This is a genomic window from Aliiroseovarius sediminis (assembly GCF_022678485.1).
Classification (GTDB): Bacteria; Pseudomonadota; Alphaproteobacteria; order Rhodobacterales; family Rhodobacteraceae; genus Aliiroseovarius; species Aliiroseovarius sediminis.
Genome location: NZ_JALBYP010000038.1, coordinates 279,742 through 297,891 on the forward strand (window position 1 = coordinate 279,742; position 18,150 = coordinate 297,891).

The following is an 18,150-nucleotide window of genomic DNA, read 5'->3' on the forward strand; positions in this document are numbered from 1 at the left end:
ATTTCGCCAACTTTCGGTGCGAAACGTTGCCGCTGTTAACGTCAGGACGCGCAATTCGCAGTTCGTTGTTGATTCGCATGGCTTAAAACAGGACAATGCCGGAAATTTGCCGAAACAAGCAGCGCAAGGAGACACAATGTCAAGAATCGCTCTGGTGGATGATGACAGAAACATCCTTACGTCCGTTGCAATGACCCTGGAAGCCGAAGGCTTCGAAGTGGAAACCTATAACGATGGTCAAAGCGCGTATGACGCGTTTATGCTGCGATTGCCCGATATGGCGGTTCTGGACATCAAGATGCCCCGAATGGACGGGATGGATCTGTTGCAACGTGTGCGCCAGAAAACCAGCACGATGCCGGTGATTTTCCTGACCTCGAAGGATGATGAAATCGACGAGGTGCTGGGCCTTCGTATGGGCGCGGATGATTACGTGACCAAGCCATTCAGCCAGCGCCTTTTGGTCGAACGCATCCGCGCGCTGCTGCGCCGGCAAGAGGTGATCGCGCGCGACGACGCGGGCGATGTGGAGGAAAGCAAATCGCTGGTGCGCGGTGATCTGACGATGGACCCCTTGCGCCACGCGGTGTCGTGGAAGGGCAAGGACGTGTCACTGACCGTGACCGAGTTTCTGCTGCTTCAGGCACTGGCGCAGCGCCCCGGTTTTGTCAAAAGCCGCGATCAGTTGATGGACGTGGCCTATGACGATCAGGTCTATGTGGATGACCGCACGATCGACAGCCATATCAAACGCCTGCGCAAGAAGATGCGGACGGCGGATGATGAGTTTTCGGCAATCGAAACGCTTTATGGTATCGGGTATCGGTATAACGAGGAATAGCGCCGGGTGCGCCTGAGAATATGGTGAAAAGGGTGAAGGACACCAAGACCGCATCCGAAGGCGATCTGGTTCTAGGGGAAGACTGGGTTTCGCCAACCGGCGAGATGGATCACGAAATGCGCGCCACGCGGGCGCAGCGCAACCTGATCTCGATCAACCGCTCGCCTCTGGCCCGCAAGATCATAACCTTCAACCTGCTTGGGTTGGTGGTTTTGGTTGCTGGTGTTCTGTATCTAAACCCTTTCCGCGACAGCCTTTTGATTCAGCGAGAGCGTGGATTGGTCGTCGAGGCGGAACTGATCGCCGATGTGTTTGAGGCCCAGTTAGAGCAAGCAAGTGATATTCAGGCGGCGACCGAACAGCCTGAAGCGGCCGGAGGTGCGGGTAACGCGCCAACTGCCAGTACGGATGATAATCCCAAGCCGATTGTTCCCGCCCAAGCGGTAGAGCCCGATTTTTCCGAAACGCTGATGGATTTGCAACTGCCCGTTGGCCTTGAAGTCTTTGTCTTTGATGCAAACGACGGGCTGATTGCGCGTTCGGTCGGGGTGCCGCAAACTGAGCCTGACCCCACAGACGAGCTTCGGCGCGGTGTTGGATCGACCGTCATCACCGACCTTCTGAATTCGGTATGGGAGGCCGTATCAGGTATCGTCGCGAAGGGCGCGGGGCAAAATCTGCCGCTGGATCCCGAGGTCATGGCACGCACCTTGTATCCGGGTGCCATGAAAGGAAAGACGCGGGTGTCCAACGGGGTCGATGAAAACGGCGGAACGGTGTTTTCCGTGGCCACGCCGATCCTGCAAGACGGACGGCCTGCGGGGGTGGTCGCAATCACCAGTGCAGCGGGCGAGCTGGACCAGCTTGTCCGGGCTGAACGCGAGCAGTTGTTGCAGATGTTCGTCATTGCGATCCTTGTGTCAATTGGCCTGAGCCTTGTTCTGGCGTCGACCATTGCAAACCCACTGGCAGACCTAGCCACCGCCGCCGAATTGGGGCGCGACAAAGACACCAACAGCGTGCGAACCGGGCGCGTGCGCATTCCTGATCTGACGGCTCGCCCCGATGAAATCGGACGCCTGTCCGGCGCACTAAGAGGCATGGTGGCTGCGCTTTATGACCGGATCGATTCAAACGAACAATTTGCAGCCGATGTGGCGCATGAAATCAAGAACCCGTTAGCCAGTCTGCGGTCCGCCATTGGCACGCTGCGGGTTGCACGCAAGGATGAACAGCGGACAAAGCTTCTGGAAGTCATCGAGCATGATGTGCGCCGTCTGGATCGGCTGGTCAGCGATATCTCGAATGCGTCGCGATTGGACAGCGAATTGGTGAAGGAGGAAGAAGAAGCTTTCGACCTTCTGAAAATGCTGCGCAACCTGTCCGACTATTTGGGCAACGAGGGGCGGGACAAAGGGGTTGAGTTCATCACCGACATGCCCCCTGATCCCATCGTCATTCGCGGGCTTGAGGCGCGGCTGGCGCAGGTTTTCGTCAATCTGATCACCAATGCGCTTAGCTTCTGCGACGAAGGCGATGCCATCCGTGTCTGGGTCCGCCGGCGTGAAAACCGCGTTCTGGTGGTGATCGAAGATACCGGGCCGGGCATTCCCGAACAGGCTTTGAGCAATATTTTCAAACGCTTTTATTCCGAACGTCCCGAAAAACAGTTTGGCAACAACTCGGGCTTGGGGCTGGCGATTTCAAAACAGATCGTCGAGGCGCATGGCGGTGTGATCTGGGCCGAGAACATCCGGCCCACCGATGCCGATGTAACCTCGGACCCGTTGGGAGCGCGGTTTGTGGTTGGTTTGCCGGTGTGACGGGGGGCAGCCAGCAGGGTGCGGAGCGGTTCCATGCGACCTCGGTCGCGGTTGGTGATGCGGGCGCGTTAATTGTTGGCCCGTCAGGGTCTGGAAAATCCTCGTTGGCGCTGCAACTGATCGGGCTTGGTGCCCGGCTGGTGGCTGATGATCTGACGCGCGTATCGGTAGAAGGTGACGTGGTGACGGTCCATGCCCCCGACAGATTGCAAGGTGTGATCGAGGCGCGCGGCGTGGGCCTGATACACGTCCCTTGGATGCAAACGGCCACGCTTCAACTTGTCGTTGACATGTCCAAGGACGAAGTCGCCCGTCACCCGCGATCACGGAGGCTCACAACCGTTGCCGGATGCGACATCGACCTTGTTTTACGGGTTGATGCGGCCTATTTCCCTAGTGCTATCTATAACCTGCTTCACCATGGCAGGTATTCTGACACCACATAGGCAACAGTGATGACGGATGAACAAAACAACACCGGGCAGAAGCTTGTTCTGGTCACCGGGCCTTCGGGCGCCGGGCGGACGACTGCCATTCGTGTGCTTGAGGATATCGGATACGAGGTCATCGACAACCTGCCCCTGTCGCTGATTGGTCGGGTGCTGGGCGGGCCTGCGTTGGATCATCCGCTGGCGTTGGGCGTGGATGTGCGCAACCGCGACTTCTCGACCGAGATGATGTTGCAGGTGATCGAGGATTTGCGCGAAGACGATAGTCACGATGTTGATGTGTTGTATCTGGATTGCTCGCGCGATGTGTTGATCCGCCGGTATTCGGAAACGCGACGGCGGCATCCCTTGGCGCCTGCCGAAACGCCCGATCATGGGATCACGCGTGAGATCGAGTTGCTGCAACCCGTGCGCGGGCGGGCCGATGTTCTGATCGACACGTCCGAGCTGTCGCCGCATGACCTGAAAGAAGAACTGATGCGCTGGCTGTCGCAGTCGGGTGCGGAAAACCTGGCTGTGTCGGTCCATTCGTTTTCTTACAAACGCGGCGTGCCGCGGGGGCTGGACATGGTTTTGGACGCTCGATTTTTGCGTAATCCCCATTGGGAACCTGCATTGCGGTCCTTGGATGGCCGCGCCCAAGCGGTTGCCGACTATGTCGCGCAAGACGACAGGTTTGATGAATTCTTTACCCGCGTCGCGGAATTGGTTGATTTCCTGATCCCCGCCTATGGCGATGAAGGCAAATCCCATCTTGCGATCGGGTTTGGATGCACCGGAGGGCAACACCGCTCGGTTACCCTTACGGAAAGGTTGGCAAAGACGCTTGCACACAAGGGCTGGCAGGTGTCAATTAGACATAGGGAACTGGAACGCCGGGCCGAAGCGGGGCAGGCGTCGAAGCAATCGAGGTAACGAGCGTGATCGGCATCGTGATCGTCGCGCATGGCGGGCTTGCGAGGGAATATCTGGCTGCGGTCGAACATGTCGTCGGCCCGCAAGAAGGTGTGCGCGCTATTTCGACCGCGGCGGATTGTGACCGGGATGACAAGCGGGCCGAAATCTCGGAAGCCGCGGACGCGGTCGATCAAGGCAACGGTGTCGTCGTTGTGGTTGATATGTTTGGCGGCTCGCCTGCGAACCTGTCGCTGCCGGCTTGCGCAAAGCCCAAGCGCAAAATTCTTTATGGTGCCAACCTGCCAATGCTGGTCAAGCTTGCCAAGACCCGGCACCTTCCGGTTGACATGTCGACGCGCAAGGCGCTTGCGGCTGGGCGAAAATACATCGACTGTATCGATGGTATACAGGAGTTGTAATGCATGAGCACCAGTCGTGAGCTTGAGATCAAAAATGTCAAAGGGCTGCATGCACGTGCATCCGCAAAATTTGTTGATACTGTCGAAAACCATGACGCCATGGCGCGCGTCTCGAAGGATGGCATTGATGCCGAGGGGGATTCGATCATGGGGTTGCTGATGCTGGCCGCGTCGCAAGGCACGACGATCCAGGTCGAGACATCTGGCCCGCAGGCGGCTGAGTTGATGAACGCCCTGAGCGACCTTGTCGCCAGCAAATTCGGCGAAGGCATGTAACGTGCGCGGTTTGATGAGGTCGTGTGGTGAGAATGGGACAGGATGTAGTGAACAACGTCGACCGCGACATGGCCGATAGGGGACAGGATGACTTGTCCCATGACCATTATGACCGCCGCAGTCTGACCTATGCCAACTCGCTGAACAATCCGGTGCAATCGTTGGTCATTCGCGTGGTTGAATGGCTGACAGGCAAGATTTCGATCCTGCGAATGGTGCGCAAGCTGGAACGGCGCGGCGCGCCAAAGGGGCAGGCGTTCTGGGGCGCGTGTCTGGATGTGATGGGCATCCGCGTCGACACGCCCAAGGCACAGTTGAACAATATCCCACCCGATGGCCCTGTGATCGTGGTGGCCAACCACCCCCACGGGTTGGTCGATGGCATGGTTCTGGCCGAACTGATCGGGCGGCGGCGACAGGATTATCGCATCCTCAGCCGCTCGGTTCTGGATGGGCTGGATCAGGTGGCATCGTCTTACATGATCCCGGTGCCGTTTCCCCATGACCCCGACGCGCAGACCAAGATGGTTCAGATGCGCGCGCAGACCATGACGCATTTGAAGGCGGGGGGGCTTGTTACCCTATTTCCGTCGGGCGTGGTCGCGTCATCTGACAGCCTGACCGGCCCCGCGATCGAGCGGGAATGGAACGTCTTTACCGCCCAACTGATCCGTCGTTCAGGCGCGAAAGTCGTACCGATTTTCTTTCCCGGTGCGAATTCGCGCTGGTATCAAATGGCCAACCGCTTGTCGGCGACGATGCGGCAGGCCCTTTTGCTGCACGAGATCGTGCGAAGCTGTAACCGGCCGCAGAAACCAATTGTCGGCGAAGCTTTGAGCGATGAGCAGATGGAGAAGTTGCACACTAACCCGCGCGGTTTCATGACATGGCTCAGGGCGCATACGCTGGCGCTGGGTGAAAACGGACGGACCTAGCGCGTCGGCACAGGCTCCTCACCGCGATAGTCATAAAATCCGCGCTTCGATTTACGACCCAGCCAGCCCGCTTCGACATATTTGGTCAGCAAAGGGCAGGGGCGGTATTTCGTATCCGCCAGGCCGTCATGCAGCACGTTCATGATCGCAAGGCAGGTGTCCAGCCCGATGAAGTCAGCCAGTTCAAGCGGCCCCATTGGATGGTTGGCGCCCAGTTTCAGCGATGTGTCGATGCTTTTGACGGACCCAACCCCTTCGTAGAGTGTGTAAACCGCCTCGTTGATCATCGGCATCAGGATGCGGTTGACGATGAAGGCGGGGAAGTCCTCGGCGCTGGCGGCGGTCTTGCCAAGACGTTCGACGACCTCGTGGCAGGCTTTGAAGGTCGGTTCGTCCGTCGCGATACCGCGGATCAGTTCGACCAGTTGCATCACAGGCACTGGGTTCATGAAGTGAAACCCCATGAACCGCTCGGGGCGATCCGTGCCGCTGGCCAGCCGCGTAATCGAGATGGACGAGGTGTTCGAGGTCAGAATGGTATCAGGCTTCAGGTGGGGCAAAAGGCCGTCGAAGATCTTTTTCTTCAGCGCCTCGTTTTCGGTTGCCGCTTCGATGATCAAATCGGTTTCGCCAATATCGGGCAACTGCATCGTGGTCGAAATCCGACCCATCGCCGCGTCGCGATCATCGGCGGTGATGGCGTCACGTGCGACTTGCCGTTCCATGTTCTTTGCAATGCGGGCCATGGCAGCATCCAGACTGTCCTGACTGATATCGTTCAGTCGCACATGGTATCCTGCCAGTGCCATTACATGCGCGATGCCGTTGCCCATCTGCCCGGCGCCCACGACGCCAATCGTCTCGATGCTCATTTCGTCCCTTTCTTTATCTTGCGACAGAGTATGCGGCGCTGCGGCACCGGTGCAAGGGTTAAGCACAGCTTAAGAAAATTAGCTGCATTTGAGGGTTAGCCAATTGGCAAGGGAATTGTGAGAATCATTGTCTTGGCAGTGTTTTAACGGAACGGATGCGATGGCTTATGACACCCTGGGCAAGGGGGCCCTGAATTATCAACCTTGCAGATATGGCACCTCGAAATTCTTGTTCCGTGGGCCCCGAAAAACACTGACAGCGCCCTATATTGCCGTGCTGGGCGGGACCGAAACATATGGCAAATATGTCCAGCATCCCTATCCCGACTTGTTGCAGTTAGAGCTTGGGATGCAGGCGGTGAATTTCGGTTGTCCGAATATCGGCGTTGATGCGTTCGTGCACGATTCGGGATTGCTGGCCCTTGCCAACGCCGCCCGTGTCACCGTGCTTCAGGTGCCCGGCGCGCAAAACATGTCCAACCGCTTCTATGCTGTGCATCCGCGAAGAAACGACAGGTTTGTGCGGGCCTCGGCGTTGCTGAAAGACCTGTATCCAGATGTAGACTTCACGCAGTTCAACTTTACCCGGCATCTTCTATCCGTATTGCAGAACCAGTCGGCAGAGCGATTTGAAGGGGTCGTTGATGAGTTGCGGACCGCTTGGGTGGCGCGAATGAAGCTTCTGATTTCGAAGCTGGATGGCGATATTGTGCTGTTATGGTTGGCGGATCACCGGATACAGGATGGTGCAGCAGCTGGGATTCACGGCTCGGACCCGCTATTCGTCACGGGCAAGATGATGCAACAAATCACGCCCTTCGTGCGAGCGTTGATTGAGGTTGTGCCAACCTTGCAGGAGCAATCCGTGGGGCGCGAACGCTTGGTTTGTCCCGATATGGAACATCCGGCGACGCGTGACATGCTTGGCACCATCGCGCATCAAAAGGCCAGCCGCGCCCTGAGTGGTGCCATTTATCGACTGTTGTGACTGGGTGTTGAATCAGCAAAGGCCCGCCAGGTGGGGCAGGCCTTTGTTTGGTTTGTTTGGATGGGTCAGAGCTTTTCGGTCAATGCCGGAACAGCGTCAAACAGATCGGCAACCAGACCAAAATCAGCGACCTGGAAGATCGGTGCTTCTTCGTCCTTGTTGATCGCCACGATGATCTTCGAGTCCTTCATACCAGCCAAGTGCTGAATGGCGCCTGAAATACCGACGGCGATGTAAAGATCAGGGGCGACGACCTTGCCGGTCTGTCCCACCTGCCAATCGTTCGGGGCATAGCCCGAATCGACTGCCGCGCGCGACGCGCCAACGGCGGCGCCCAGCTTGTCGGCCAGTTTTTCGATCAGGGCGAAGTCGTCTTCAGACCCCACGCCACGACCACCGGACACGACAACACCGGCCGAGGTAAGCTCGGGCCGGTCGCTTTCCGCGACCTTGTCTTCGACCCATTCCGACAGGCCCGGATCAGCCGCAGCTGACACGGTTTCGACCGGTGCCGAGCCGCCTTCACCCGCTGCATCGAAGGTCGATGTGCGGAAGGTCACAACCTTCTTGGCGTCCGAGGATTTGACAGTCTGCACTGCGTTGCCAGCATAGATCGGGCGTTCAAACGTGTCTGCATCGACCACGCCGGATGCGTCCGAGATCACCATAACATCCAGCAACGCGGCCACGCGGGGCATGACGTTCTTGGCGTCGGTGGTGGCAGGGGCGACGATGTGTTCATAGTCACCTGCCAGCGAAACGATCAGCGCGGCGGTCGATTCCGCAAGGCGATGGCCCAGAGTGGCATCTTCGGCGACTAGCACCTTCGACACACCATCAATCTTTGCGGCGGCTTCCCCGGCTGCGGCGGCTGATGCGCCTGCGGCCAGAACGGTCACATCACCCAAAGCTTTCGCGGCGGTGACAGCCTTGGCGGTGGCATCCATCGCCAGTTCGCCATTGTTGACTTCTGCGAGAAGAAGAACAGCCATTATACAGCCCCCGCTTCTTTAAGTTTCTCTACCAGCTCGTCGACCGACCCCACGATGATACCGGCGGCACGCGCGGCAGGTTCGGCAGTCGAAACGATCTCAAGACGTGGCGTGACGTCGACGCCGTAATCGGCGGCAGTTTTTTCGTCCAGCGGCTTTTTCTTCGCCTTCATGATGTTGGGAAGCGAGGCATAGCGCGGCTCGTTCAAGCGAAGGTCGACGGTGACGATGCTGGGCATCGCGACCTTGATGGTTTGCAGACCGCCATCCACTTCGCGGGTGACAACGGCCTTGTCGCCGTCAATGTCCAGCTCAGAGGCGAACGTGCCTTGCGACCACCCCAGCAGGGCCGACAGCATTTGGCCAGTGGCGTTCATGTCATTATCGATGGCTTGCTTGCCGGCCAGAACCAGGTCGGGCTGTTCTTCTTCAACAACCTTCGCCAGGATTTTCGCGACGGCCAGCGGTTCGATATCGTTATGAACATCGTCAGCGGCCACCACCAGAATGGCACGATCTGCGCCCATCGCCAGCGCGGTACGCAGCGTTTCCTGGCTTTGCTTAACGCCGATGGATACGACGACGACTTCATCCGCCTTGCCAGCTTCTTTCAGGCGAATGGCCTCTTCCACGGCAATCTCGTCGAAGGGGTTCATCGACATTTTTACGTTTGCAAGATCGACACCGGAACCGTCCGCTTTTACACGAACCTTCACGTTATAGTCGATCACGCGCTTCACAGGCACAAGCACCTTCATTGGCGTGTCTCTCCCAATTATGCCCCGGATGGGGCGGTCTTAGTTCCACACCCGTTTACCGGGTCGGGGCCGCTGAAAACAGCGAAAAATCGTCACGCCTCGTCTTTTCGACGCCGCGTTTTTTGTTTTTTGCGGGTGATTTATTGCGAGAATGTTTCCATGCCCGCAACATGCTTGGCAAGGCGCGCGACTTACCGGTTCGCGCCCGGCACCCAAAGAACATCCGCTTTTCCGTCATCATTGGATACGCGCGCGGCCACGAAACACCAGTCCGACAGGCGGTTCAGGTATTTGACGGCGGCCGGGTTCACGTCCTCGACGGCGGCCAGTTCCGTCGCCATCCGTTCGGCGCGGCGACTTACGGTCCGTGTCAGATGCAGATAGGCGGCCAGCGCGGACCCACCGGGCAGGATAAAACTGCGCAGAGGTTCCAGCGCCTTGTTCATCGCGTCGATTTCGGATTCAAGCCGGTCAACCTGACCCTGCGCCATACGCAGCGGCGGATATTCGGCGTCGGCATCTTTCGCCATCTCGGGGCGGCACAGGTCCGCGCCCAGATCAAACAGGTCGTTCTGGATCCGCGCCAGCGCTTGATCCATGTCGCCATCTGCATGAAGGCGCACAAGGCCGATGGTGGCGTTGGTTTCGTCGACCGTGCCATAAGCATCAACTCGGGCTGAATGCTTGGGGACGCGCGACCCGTCGCCCAGCGCGGTTTCGCCCGCGTCACCGGTTCGTGTGTAAATTTTGTTAAGAACAACCATCAGCCGTTTCCTCCTCGTAGCCAGACAAACAGCAAGATCAGAGCGATCGCAATGGCTTGCGCATAAATCCGATATCGCATGAAGCGATTCGAATGTTTGCGCGATGTCTCGCCGCCGACGCCGAACGTGCCGATGCCCATCAGAAGGATGATGAGAACCGCACCGACGGCGACAACAACCAGAACAAAAAGCGGATCGTCGAACATGCTGTTTCCTTGGTTCAATCTATTGCGCTTGAATACCCTTGAACGCCACTGATGGCGAGGGGCAATCGCCCCGGGCTAGCCGTTGGGCGTCAGTCGGTCGCTCATGCGGGTTGACAGAAGCCTGCGCGCGATACCGGCGATCCGCGTGGCGGTCGTGATGTAATAGCGCGGCTTGGGATTGGGGCTTTCAAGCGCGTGGATCAGCCGCTTGGTCACAGCCGAGGGGGGCAGTTCGAACCGGTCGGGCGTGCCGCTGTCGTCATACAATCGGCCCTGTAATTTCCGGTAAAGCCCTGCGCGGGCGCTGTTTTCCCTGTCTATCCAGCGTTCGAAATGAGGGATTGAGTTCTGGCGGATGCGGCTGGTGATCGGCCCAGGCTGGATCGTGATAATTTTGATGGGCGTGGCACGCATTTCCAGCCGCAACGTATCGGTCAGCCCCTCAAGTGCGAATTTGGTGGCCACATAGGCGCCGCGCCACGGCAAAGCCGCCATGCCCAGAACGGACGAATTATTGATAATCCGCCCGTGGCCTTGCGCGCGCATCACCGGAATGACCAGCCGTGTCAGGTGGTGATAGCCGAACAGGTTGGTTTCAAAAATCGTGCGCAGCGCGTCTGTCGGTAAATCCTCGACCGCGCCGGGAATCGCGAAGGCTCCGTTGTTGAACAGGGCGTCCAGTGTGCCGCCTGTGCGATCCAACACTTCAGCCAAGGCGGCTTCCATGCTGGCTTGATCTGCGTGATCCAGGGTGAAGCTCTCCAACCCATCTTCACGAAGGCGATCACAATCGGCCTGTTTTCGGCAAGTCGCAAAGACACGCCATCCACGATCATTCAGCGTTTTGGCCGCGTCATATCCAATGCCTGATGAACAGCCGGTAATCAGGATAGATTTGCCGGTATCGGCGCTGTTCTTCGTCATATACTGGTCCTGTGATCGCGTGGGCGACACTAACGCCGGTGAACTGGCCAGGGTCAACCAGAAAAGGGGTCGACCCTTTCCGCGCGCAGGATCACAGTTCAGGCACAAGAAAGCGCGTGGCCATGAAGCCGCGCGTGCCGGTGTCGGCGACCTTGATCTGGCTCCACCCGCCGCCCGCTGGCCCCATGTCGATAACCTCGGTGCCGCGGGTCAGCTTTGCGACGACGTCATGCTGGGTCGAGGGACCTGCGCGCATGTTGACGGTGCTGCCGCTGACGAAAAGCGTGTCTTGTACGGTGGTTAGTAAGGTTGCTGGAGCGGGCGCGGTTGTGTTTACGCTCGCGGCCATCTGGCGCGCGGCTTCCTCGGCCCGCTCGGCGGGGGATTGCGGTGTTGCGGTGTCGTCGGGTGTGACCGGTATAACGGTCAGCCGCACTGATGTCGGTACGGTTGCCAGTGGTGCAGGCGCCGCGTTTGCGGTAGCGATCATTTCACCTGCTGGTATGTCAGGCGATGCCGATACAGGCACGATCGTTTCCGGCGCGATTGCAGGTTCCTGTCCGATGCGGTCGACGGGCAGATCGGTGTCACGCCCGAAATACAGCATCGAGACACCTAGAACGCCCACTGTGAGTAGGCTGATTTTAAGTATCCCCATAATAATTCCCCCTGAACTATATACATTTAACGAGACCTTGATGGCCTTCTGTTCAATTCACTAACGCTTAAATCCCGGACAGGTTCCCAAAGCCCCTTCTGCTTCCGAATGCTCCAATCCGATTATCGTCTTTTCGATGTAAACAGCATACACCAATATCTGTAAAAAATCCGGGGAAAGTTGGTGTTCCGTTCCCGCAGCAGCTTTACCCTGTTCACGGCACTCTATACACAGCATCTATGACCGATTTGACCGATGACAGCAACATGAAGTCCCTTTCCATGTCCGAGCCGCTTCGCCGCGCCATCGGTGATCGTTATCTGACCTATGCGCTGTCGACCATCATGCACCGCGCCTTGCCTGATGCACGTGATGGGCTGAAGCCGGTTCACCGTCGGATTTTGTATGCGATGTCGCGGCTGAAACTGGCGTCGGGCGGTAAGTTCCTGAAATCGGCCAAGATTTCCGGTGATACGATGGGGGATTTCCACCCCCACGGGGACGCCGCAATCTATGACGCGATGGCGCGTTTGGCGCAGGATTTCGCAGTGCGTTATCCGCTGGTCGACGGGCAGGGCAACTTCGGCAATATCGACGGGGATAACCCCGCCGCCAGCCGATACACCGAAGCGCGAATGACCTTCGTTGCCGAAGCCATGTTGCAAGGGCTGGATGAAAACGCGGTCGATTTTCGCGATAACTATGACGGTCGACTGACTGAACCCGTGGTGTTGCCCGCCGAATTTCCGAATCTGTTAGCGAACGGTTCGTCGGGCATTGCGGTCGGCATGGCGACCAATATTCCGCCGCACAACATCGCGGAACTGATCGACGCCTGTCTGCATCTGATCAAGGTGCCCGATGCGCGCGACGATACGCTTTTGAACTATGTGCCGGGTCCGGATTTTCCGACCGGCGGCGTGATCGTCGAGCCGCGCGAAAACATCGCGCAGGCTTACCGCACCGGCCGCGGATCGTTCCGCCTGCGTTGCAAGTGGGCGGTCGAGGATCTGGGTCGCGGACAGTGGCAGATCGTCGTGACCGAAATCCCCTATCAGGTTCAGAAATCCAAGCTGATCGAGAAAATTGCCGAGTTGATCCAGACCAAGAAGGTTCCAATTCTTGGCGACATTCGCGACGAAAGCGCCGATGACATTCGCATCGTGCTGGAGCCGAAAACCAAGAATGTGGATGCCGAGCTTTTGATGAATCTCATGTTCCGCAACTCGGACCTTGAGACGCGGTTCAGCCTGAATATGAACGTGCTGATCGACGGGGTGACGCCCAAGGTGTGTTCGATGAAGGAAGTGCTGCGCGCTTTTCTTGATCATCGCCGCGACGTGCTTCTGCGCCGTTCCGCCCACCGGATGGAAAAGATCGACCATCGGCTTGAGGTGTTGGAAGGCTTTATCGTTGCGTTCCTGAACCTTGATCGCGTGATCGACATCATCCGCTACGACGACGATCCCAAGCCCGCCCTGATGCGCGAGGATTGGAGTGTCGACCACCCCCGCGCGATGAACGAGTCCGATTATGTCAGCCCGGGGCCCGGCGAAGGTGAGTTGTCCGAAGTGCAGGTCGATGCGATCCTTAACATGCGTCTGCGCAGCTTGCGTCGTCTTGAAGAAATCGAGCTTGTCCGCGAACGTGACGCCTTGATGGAAGAACGCGCCGGGCTTGAAGATTTGTTGGACAGCGAAGACCTGCAATGGGCGCGGATTTCCGACCAGTTGAAAGAAACCAAGAAGCTGTTTGGCAAAAACTACGAAGGTGGCGCCCGACGCACCCAATTCGCCGAAGCCGGTGAGGTCGAAGACGTGCCGCTGGAAGCGATGATCGAGAAAGAGCCGATCACCGTGGTCTGTTCGCAAATGGGCTGGATTCGCGCCATGTCGGGCCATATCGACTTGTCGCGCGAGCTGAAGTTCCGCGACGGCGACGCGCCCCGCTTCGTCTTCCATGCCGAAACCACAGACAAGCTGCTGGTATTTGATTCGAACGGCAAGTTCTTCACCCTGTCCGCCGCCGCCTTGCCGGGCGGTCGCGGTATGGGTGAGCCCTTGCGCCTGATGGTCGATCTGCCCAACGAGGCCGAGATCGTGGACCTTTTCATCCACCAGCCGGGCCGGCGTTTGCTTGTGGCCTCGACCGCGGGCAATGGGTTTGTGGTGAATGAAGACGACGTGTTGGCGCAGACAAAGAACGGCAAGCAGGTGCTGAACGTGGGCGATGCACGTGCGCGGATCTGCAAGCCGGTCGAAGGCGATCACGTGGCAATCGTTTCGGAAAACCGAAAACTTCTGGTGTTCCCGGTGGCCGAGATCAACGAGATGACACGCGGCAAAGGTGTCCGGCTTCAGAAATACCAAAGCGCGCGGGGCAAGCAGGGTGTGCTTGAACTGGATGGCGGGCTGTCCGATGCCAAGACGTTTGATATGGACACCGGCCTGTCCTGGCCCGCCACCGGCGACCGCACCCGGACCGAGCCTGATATGACCCCTTGGTTGGGCAAACGCGCAGGTGTCGGCAAAGCACCGCCCCACGGTTTTCCCCGCGACAACAAGTTTCAGTGACAATGCCGCCGGCCAGACTGAATATCACTTATTCTGGCCGTAAAGGTCCAATCTTTGGGCTGGCGCTTAAGACTGGTATTCTGACCGTTCTGACCCTTGGCATCTATCGGTTCTGGGCCAAAACTCGTCTGCGCAGGTATTATTGGAGCGCCATTCGACCCGGTGGTATCCCCTTGGAGTACGCCGGGGAACCGCTTGAGAAACTGTTGGGCTTTCTGGTCGCGGTGGTGTTTCTGGCGTTCTACATCGGGGTGGTGAACCTGATCCTGATGTATTTCAGCTTCGCGCTGCTGAACGGAAACGTCGCGGCTTATGTGCTGAGCTTTGCAGGATTGGCGCCCATCATCTTCTTTGCGCAATATCGCGCGCGGCGATACATCCTGGCCCGCACCCGTTGGCGGGGCATTCGGTTCGGGCTAGAGCCCGGCGCGTGGGGCTATGCGTGGCGGGCAATGTTGCATTGGCTTTTGGCCATTGCAACAATTGGACTGCTGTGGCCGCTGACCACGCTCTGGCTTGAGAAATACAAGGTTAGCCACACCTATTACGGCGACCAGATTTTCGTGCAGGGCGGGCGGCGTGGGCTGTTGTTCGGGTCAATGAAGCATATCTATTACCCGCTGGGCCTGTCTGCTGTGGTGCTGGCGACGGGGGTCTGGTCCAGCAATCCTGCATGGTTTGCAATGATCATGCTGACCGGGCCATGGTTCGTTTATGGCTTGGCTTATTGGCGGGCCGACAGTTTCAAGCGCATGACCGAAGAAAAAGAACTTGGCCCGATGCGGTTTCGCGCGGACCCAAGCGCGTGGACGGTGGTGGGGATCTATGCGCTGGGCTGGTTTCTGATCAATTTAGTGTTCAGCGGTTTTGCGCTGTTCATGATGGTCCCTGCCACAATTATTCTTGGCAGTGTCGGCCCCGATCTGGCAAATTTTGAACAGTTCGAAGCCATGTTGGCGGCCGCTGCGCCCCTTCTGATCTTCGCCTATTTCGCGATTTTCCTTGGTTATCGCGCTATGGCCCATGCGTGGATCACCCTGCCCATCGCCGCGCATTTTGCCGAAACGACCCGAATCCTGAATGCCGAAGACCTGCACCAGATCGCTCAGCGCGACCGGGACGAGTTCGCCGAGGCCGAAGGCTTTGCCGAGGCTCTGGATGTGGGGGCAGCGATATGACCGGGGCGGCGGCACAGACCGAGACATTTGCCGATTTGGTCGCGGGTGATCGTGCGGTTCTGACCCGCGTTGGCGTACGCATTACGCCTGATGGGGTGCAGTTGATGCTGCCTGATGGTCGCCCTGCGCTGTGGCACTGGGCCGATCTGCGTCGGCTGCCTGATCAGGCAGACAGCACCGTGTTGGTGCTTGGCCGGGTCGGGGACCGGGTCGGGCGCCTGTATCTGCGCGATGCTGATTTGCAAACGCAGATCCGCGCGCGGGCACCGAGGCTGTCCAAGCGTGACCGCGTGATGCCTCTGTCCCGGCTTTTTGTCTGGGCTGGCGGGGCTGTTGCGTCGGTGGCGGTGATCATCTTTCTGCTGGTACCGGTGATGGCCGCGCAGCTTGCGGTGATGTTGCCTGCCGAGGGCGAAAAGGCGCTGGGTGACGTGACCTTTGAACAAATCCGTGTGGCGCTGGACGAAACCGGCCTGCTTGGCGTCCCGATTTGCGAGGGGCGGCAGGGTAATGCGGCGATGCGGGCGATGTATGATCGCCTGAACCCCACCCCGGACCTGCCCTATGACGTGCGAATCCATGTGCTTGACCACGATATGATCAACGCCTTTGCCTTGCCCGGCGGTCGCATCGTTTTTTTTCGCGGGCTGATCGACCAAGCGGAAAACGCGGAAGAGATCGCAGCCGTGCTGGCCCATGAAATCGGCCATGTCGTCAACCGCGACCCGACCCGCGACGCCTTGCGGTCGGCCGGGTCGCTTGGAGTTCTGGGCCTGCTGTTTGGCGATTTTGCGGGCGGCACGATTGCGCTGTTTCTGGCGAACCAGTTGATCAACGCGTCCTACAGTCAAACCGCCGAGGCGACAGCGGATGTTTATGCACACGCCATGCTGGACCGCGCCGACGTGTCGCCAGCGGCTTTGGGCGCGATGTTTGAGCGGCTGCTGGAAGAACACGGTGATGCGGATGGTATTGTCGCGCATTTCATGTCTCATCCGAAGATGGCGAAACGGATCGCAGCGGCGCAGGCGGCGGTGGTCGACGGGCGGGACTATGGCGCGATACTGGACGATGACCAGTGGGAGTCCTTGCAAACGGTCTGCGACGATGAGGGGGGCGGAGAATAAGGGCGCATGCGCACCTTTGCGACCTGTCTGGATGCGCAAATCAAACAATCGAAGCTTTCGCATCGTTCGGCGTGAGGGAAGTCTTGATTTTCCCCGCGCGACCGAGTAGTGAGCGCGCGATAATGAATCCGGGTTCGGCGGAACCCCATCAGATACAAGGCTTATGGCACATGGCTAAGGAAAAGTTTGAACGCTCCAAACCGCACGTCAACATTGGCACGATTGGGCACGTTGACCACGGCAAGACGACGCTGACGGCGGCGATCACGAAGTATTTTGGTGATTTCCAGGCATATGACGCGATTGACGGTGCGCCGGAAGAGAAGGCGCGTGGGATCACGATCTCGACCGCGCACGTGGAATATGAAACCGACACGCGCCACTATGCGCACGTCGACTGCCCCGGCCACGCTGACTATGTGAAGAACATGATCACCGGTGCGGCGCAGATGGACGGCGCGATCCTGGTTGTGAACGCTGCTGACGGCCCGATGCCGCAGACGCGCGAGCACATTTTGTTGGGCCGCCAGGTTGGCATCCCGACCATGGTCGTGTTCATGAACAAGGTTGACCAGGTTGACGACGAAGAGCTGCTTGAGCTGGTCGAGATGGAAATCCGCGAACTTCTGACCGAATACGACTATCCGGGTGATGACATTCCGATCATTGCTGGTTCGGCTTTGGCTGCACTGGAAGGTCGCGACGCGAATATCGGCGAAGACAAGATCCGCGAACTGATGGCGGCTGTTGACGACTTCATCCCGACCCCGGCGCGCCCGGTTGACGGTGCGTTCCTCTTGCCGATCGAAGACGTGTTCTCGATCTCGGGCCGCGGCACGGTTGTGACCGGTCGTGTTGAGCGTGGCGTTGTGAACGTTGGCGACGAGATCGAAATCGTCGGCCTGAAGGACACGCAGAAGACGACCTGCACGGGCGTTGAGATGTTCCGCAAGCTGCTTGATCGCGGTGAAGCTGGCGACAACGTCGGCGTTCTGCTGCGCGGTATTGATCGTGAGAAGGTCGAGCGCGGGCAGGTTCTGTGTAAGCCGGGCTCGGTGAACCCGCACACGAAGTTCGAAGCCGAGGTCTATATCCTGACCAAGGAAGAGGGTGGCCGTCACACGCCGTTCTTCGCGAACTACCGTCCTCAGTTCTACTTCCGGACCACCGACGTGACCGGCACGGTTGAGCTGCCTGAAGGCACCGAGATGGTGATGCCGGGCGACAACCTGAAGTTCGGCGTTGAACTGATCGCCCCGATCGCGATGGAAGACGGCCTGCGCTTCGCCATCCGCGAAGGTGGCCGCACCGTTGGTTCGGGCGTTGTGTCGAAGATCATCGCTTGAGGTTAAATTCCCTCCGGGAATTTGACCTGGGCGACAGGCGATTTGGCGGCAACGCCTAATCCGCCGAGAGCCTAACAGCGAGAAAACGGAAAGGCCGCCCAACGGGCGGCCTTTTTGTTGTTGG

Annotated in this window: 19 protein-coding genes; 12 read left to right on the forward strand and 7 right to left on the reverse strand. The window is 58.5% G+C overall.

Annotated elements, in window-relative coordinates:
- Positions 1 to 136: 136 nt before the first annotated feature.
- The 7 genes from MN186_RS15475 (at position 137) to MN186_RS15505 (ending at position 5,640) form a co-directional block, all read left to right on the forward strand.
- Positions 137 to 841, forward strand: coding sequence for a response regulator transcription factor (locus MN186_RS15475; protein ID WP_242115267.1), 705 nt, complete (start codon positions 137 to 139; stop codon positions 839 to 841).
- Positions 842 to 861: 20 nt separating this feature from the next.
- Positions 862 to 2,664, forward strand: a complete 1,803-nt coding sequence (locus tag MN186_RS15480) for a sensor histidine kinase (RefSeq protein ID WP_242115268.1) — start codon at positions 862 to 864, stop codon at positions 2,662 to 2,664.
- The gene (locus MN186_RS15485; RefSeq protein ID WP_242115269.1) at positions 2,661 to 3,110 is read left to right on the forward strand and encodes an HPr kinase/phosphorylase; all 450 of its coding nucleotides are present in this window, start codon (positions 2,661 to 2,663) and stop codon (positions 3,108 to 3,110) included. Before MN186_RS15480 ends, MN186_RS15485 begins: the two co-directional genes overlap by 4 nt.
- Positions 3,111 to 3,119: 9 nt before the next feature.
- Positions 3,120 to 4,028, forward strand: a complete 909-nt coding sequence (gene rapZ, locus MN186_RS15490) for an RNase adapter RapZ (protein WP_242115270.1) — start codon at positions 3,120 to 3,122, stop codon at positions 4,026 to 4,028.
- 5 nt (positions 4,029 to 4,033) lie between these two features.
- Positions 4,034 to 4,429 (forward strand): PTS sugar transporter subunit IIA, encoded by a 396-nt coding sequence (locus tag MN186_RS15495; RefSeq protein WP_242115271.1) that lies wholly within the window; start codon positions 4,034 to 4,036, stop codon positions 4,427 to 4,429.
- Positions 4,430 to 4,432: 3 nt separating this feature from the next.
- Complete coding sequence (locus tag MN186_RS15500; protein ID WP_242115272.1) at positions 4,433 to 4,705, forward strand: HPr family phosphocarrier protein; 273 nt, start codon at positions 4,433 to 4,435, stop codon at positions 4,703 to 4,705.
- Between the two features lie 68 nt (positions 4,706 to 4,773).
- A complete protein-coding gene (locus MN186_RS15505) occupies positions 4,774 to 5,640 on the forward strand; it encodes a lysophospholipid acyltransferase family protein (RefSeq protein WP_242115293.1) in 867 nt (288 codons plus the stop codon).
- Here the strand turns inward: MN186_RS15505 and MN186_RS15510 are convergent.
- Positions 5,637 to 6,512 carry a 3-hydroxybutyryl-CoA dehydrogenase gene (locus MN186_RS15510; protein WP_242115273.1) on the reverse strand — a complete coding sequence of 292 codons (876 nt, stop codon included), beginning with the start codon at positions 6,510 to 6,512 and terminating at the stop codon, positions 5,637 to 5,639. The two genes, MN186_RS15505 and MN186_RS15510, sit on opposite strands and share 4 nt — an antisense overlap.
- A gap of 160 nt (positions 6,513 to 6,672) precedes the next feature.
- Here MN186_RS15510 and MN186_RS15515 point away from each other — a divergent pair, with 160 nt between their 5' ends.
- Positions 6,673 to 7,500: a DUF6473 family protein gene (locus tag MN186_RS15515; RefSeq protein ID WP_242115274.1), complete on the forward strand. Its 828-nt coding sequence runs from the start codon at positions 6,673 to 6,675 to the stop codon at positions 7,498 to 7,500.
- A 65-nt stretch (positions 7,501 to 7,565) separates the two neighbouring features.
- Here the strand turns inward: MN186_RS15515 and MN186_RS15520 are convergent, their stop codons facing one another.
- From MN186_RS15520 to MN186_RS15545, 6 genes are all read right to left on the reverse strand, one after another.
- Positions 7,566 to 8,492, reverse strand: a complete 927-nt coding sequence (locus MN186_RS15520) for an electron transfer flavoprotein subunit alpha/FixB family protein (protein WP_242115275.1) — start codon at positions 8,490 to 8,492, stop codon at positions 7,566 to 7,568.
- Complete coding sequence (locus MN186_RS15525) at positions 8,492 to 9,250, reverse strand: electron transfer flavoprotein subunit beta/FixA family protein (RefSeq protein WP_242115276.1); 759 nt, start codon at positions 9,248 to 9,250, stop codon at positions 8,492 to 8,494. Before MN186_RS15525 ends, MN186_RS15520 begins: the two co-directional genes overlap by 1 nt.
- Before the next feature lie 191 nt (positions 9,251 to 9,441).
- A complete protein-coding gene (locus MN186_RS15530; RefSeq protein WP_242115277.1) occupies positions 9,442 to 10,014 on the reverse strand; it encodes a cob(I)yrinic acid a,c-diamide adenosyltransferase in 573 nt (190 codons plus the stop codon).
- A complete protein-coding gene (locus tag MN186_RS15535) occupies positions 10,014 to 10,220 on the reverse strand; it encodes a twin transmembrane helix small protein (protein ID WP_242115278.1) in 207 nt (68 codons plus the stop codon). The genes MN186_RS15530 and MN186_RS15535 overlap by 1 nt, the downstream gene beginning before the upstream one ends.
- A gap of 75 nt (positions 10,221 to 10,295) precedes the next feature.
- Complete coding sequence (locus tag MN186_RS15540) at positions 10,296 to 11,144, reverse strand: SDR family NAD(P)-dependent oxidoreductase (RefSeq protein WP_242115279.1); 849 nt, start codon at positions 11,142 to 11,144, stop codon at positions 10,296 to 10,298.
- A 91-nt stretch (positions 11,145 to 11,235) separates the two neighbouring features.
- Positions 11,236 to 11,802, reverse strand: coding sequence for an SH3 domain-containing protein (locus MN186_RS15545; RefSeq protein WP_242115280.1), 567 nt, complete (start codon positions 11,800 to 11,802; stop codon positions 11,236 to 11,238).
- A 239-nt stretch (positions 11,803 to 12,041) separates the two neighbouring features.
- Here MN186_RS15545 and MN186_RS15550 point away from each other — a divergent pair, with 239 nt between their 5' ends.
- The 4 genes from MN186_RS15550 to tuf all read left to right on the forward strand — a co-directional run bounded on the left by MN186_RS15550 (position 12,042) and on the right by tuf (position 18,026).
- Entirely contained in the window at positions 12,042 to 14,375 is a 2,334-nt protein-coding gene (locus tag MN186_RS15550) for a DNA topoisomerase IV subunit A (protein ID WP_242115281.1), read from the forward strand.
- A gap of 2 nt (positions 14,376 to 14,377) precedes the next feature.
- Complete coding sequence (locus tag MN186_RS15555) at positions 14,378 to 15,553, forward strand: DUF898 domain-containing protein (protein WP_242115282.1); 1,176 nt, start codon at positions 14,378 to 14,380, stop codon at positions 15,551 to 15,553.
- The gene (locus MN186_RS15560) at positions 15,550 to 16,680 is read left to right on the forward strand and encodes a M48 family metallopeptidase (protein WP_242115283.1); all 1,131 of its coding nucleotides are present in this window, start codon (positions 15,550 to 15,552) and stop codon (positions 16,678 to 16,680) included. The genes MN186_RS15555 and MN186_RS15560 overlap by 4 nt, the downstream gene beginning before the upstream one ends.
- Before the next feature lie 170 nt (positions 16,681 to 16,850).
- Entirely contained in the window at positions 16,851 to 18,026 is a 1,176-nt protein-coding gene (gene tuf, locus MN186_RS15565) for an elongation factor Tu (RefSeq protein WP_242113894.1), read from the forward strand.
- Positions 18,027 to 18,150 lie beyond the last annotated feature (124 nt).

Coding starts and splice junctions, on each gene's coding strand:
- MN186_RS15535 (WP_242115278.1), bottom strand. CDS start 10,220: ATGTTCGACGATCCGCTTTTTGTTCTGGTTGTTGTCGCCGTCGGTGCG.
- MN186_RS15550 (WP_242115281.1), top strand. CDS start 12,042: ATGACCGATTTGACCGATGACAGCAACATGAAGTCCCTTTCCATGTCC.
- MN186_RS15525 (WP_242115276.1), bottom strand. CDS start 9,250: ATGAAGGTGCTTGTGCCTGTGAAGCGCGTGATCGACTATAACGTGAAG.
- MN186_RS15505 (WP_242115293.1), top strand. CDS start 4,774: ATGGCCGATAGGGGACAGGATGACTTGTCCCATGACCATTATGACCGC.
- tuf (WP_242113894.1), top strand. CDS start 16,851: ATGGCTAAGGAAAAGTTTGAACGCTCCAAACCGCACGTCAACATTGGC.
- MN186_RS15545 (WP_242115280.1), bottom strand. CDS start 11,802: ATGGGGATACTTAAAATCAGCCTACTCACAGTGGGCGTTCTAGGTGTC.
- MN186_RS15500 (WP_242115272.1), top strand. CDS start 4,433: ATGAGCACCAGTCGTGAGCTTGAGATCAAAAATGTCAAAGGGCTGCAT.
- MN186_RS15520 (WP_242115275.1), bottom strand. CDS start 8,492: ATGGCTGTTCTTCTTCTCGCAGAAGTCAACAATGGCGAACTGGCGATG.
- MN186_RS15560 (WP_242115283.1), top strand. CDS start 15,550: ATGACCGGGGCGGCGGCACAGACCGAGACATTTGCCGATTTGGTCGCG.
- MN186_RS15530 (WP_242115277.1), bottom strand. CDS start 10,014: ATGGTTGTTCTTAACAAAATTTACACACGAACCGGTGACGCGGGCGAA.
- MN186_RS15510 (WP_242115273.1), bottom strand. CDS start 6,512: ATGAGCATCGAGACGATTGGCGTCGTGGGCGCCGGGCAGATGGGCAAC.
- MN186_RS15480 (WP_242115268.1), top strand. CDS start 862: ATGGTGAAAAGGGTGAAGGACACCAAGACCGCATCCGAAGGCGATCTG.
- MN186_RS15475 (WP_242115267.1), top strand. CDS start 137: ATGTCAAGAATCGCTCTGGTGGATGATGACAGAAACATCCTTACGTCC.
- MN186_RS15555 (WP_242115282.1), top strand. CDS start 14,378: ATGCCGCCGGCCAGACTGAATATCACTTATTCTGGCCGTAAAGGTCCA.
- MN186_RS15515 (WP_242115274.1), top strand. CDS start 6,673: ATGGCTTATGACACCCTGGGCAAGGGGGCCCTGAATTATCAACCTTGC.
- MN186_RS15540 (WP_242115279.1), bottom strand. CDS start 11,144: ATGACGAAGAACAGCGCCGATACCGGCAAATCTATCCTGATTACCGGC.
- rapZ (WP_242115270.1), top strand. CDS start 3,120: ATGACGGATGAACAAAACAACACCGGGCAGAAGCTTGTTCTGGTCACC.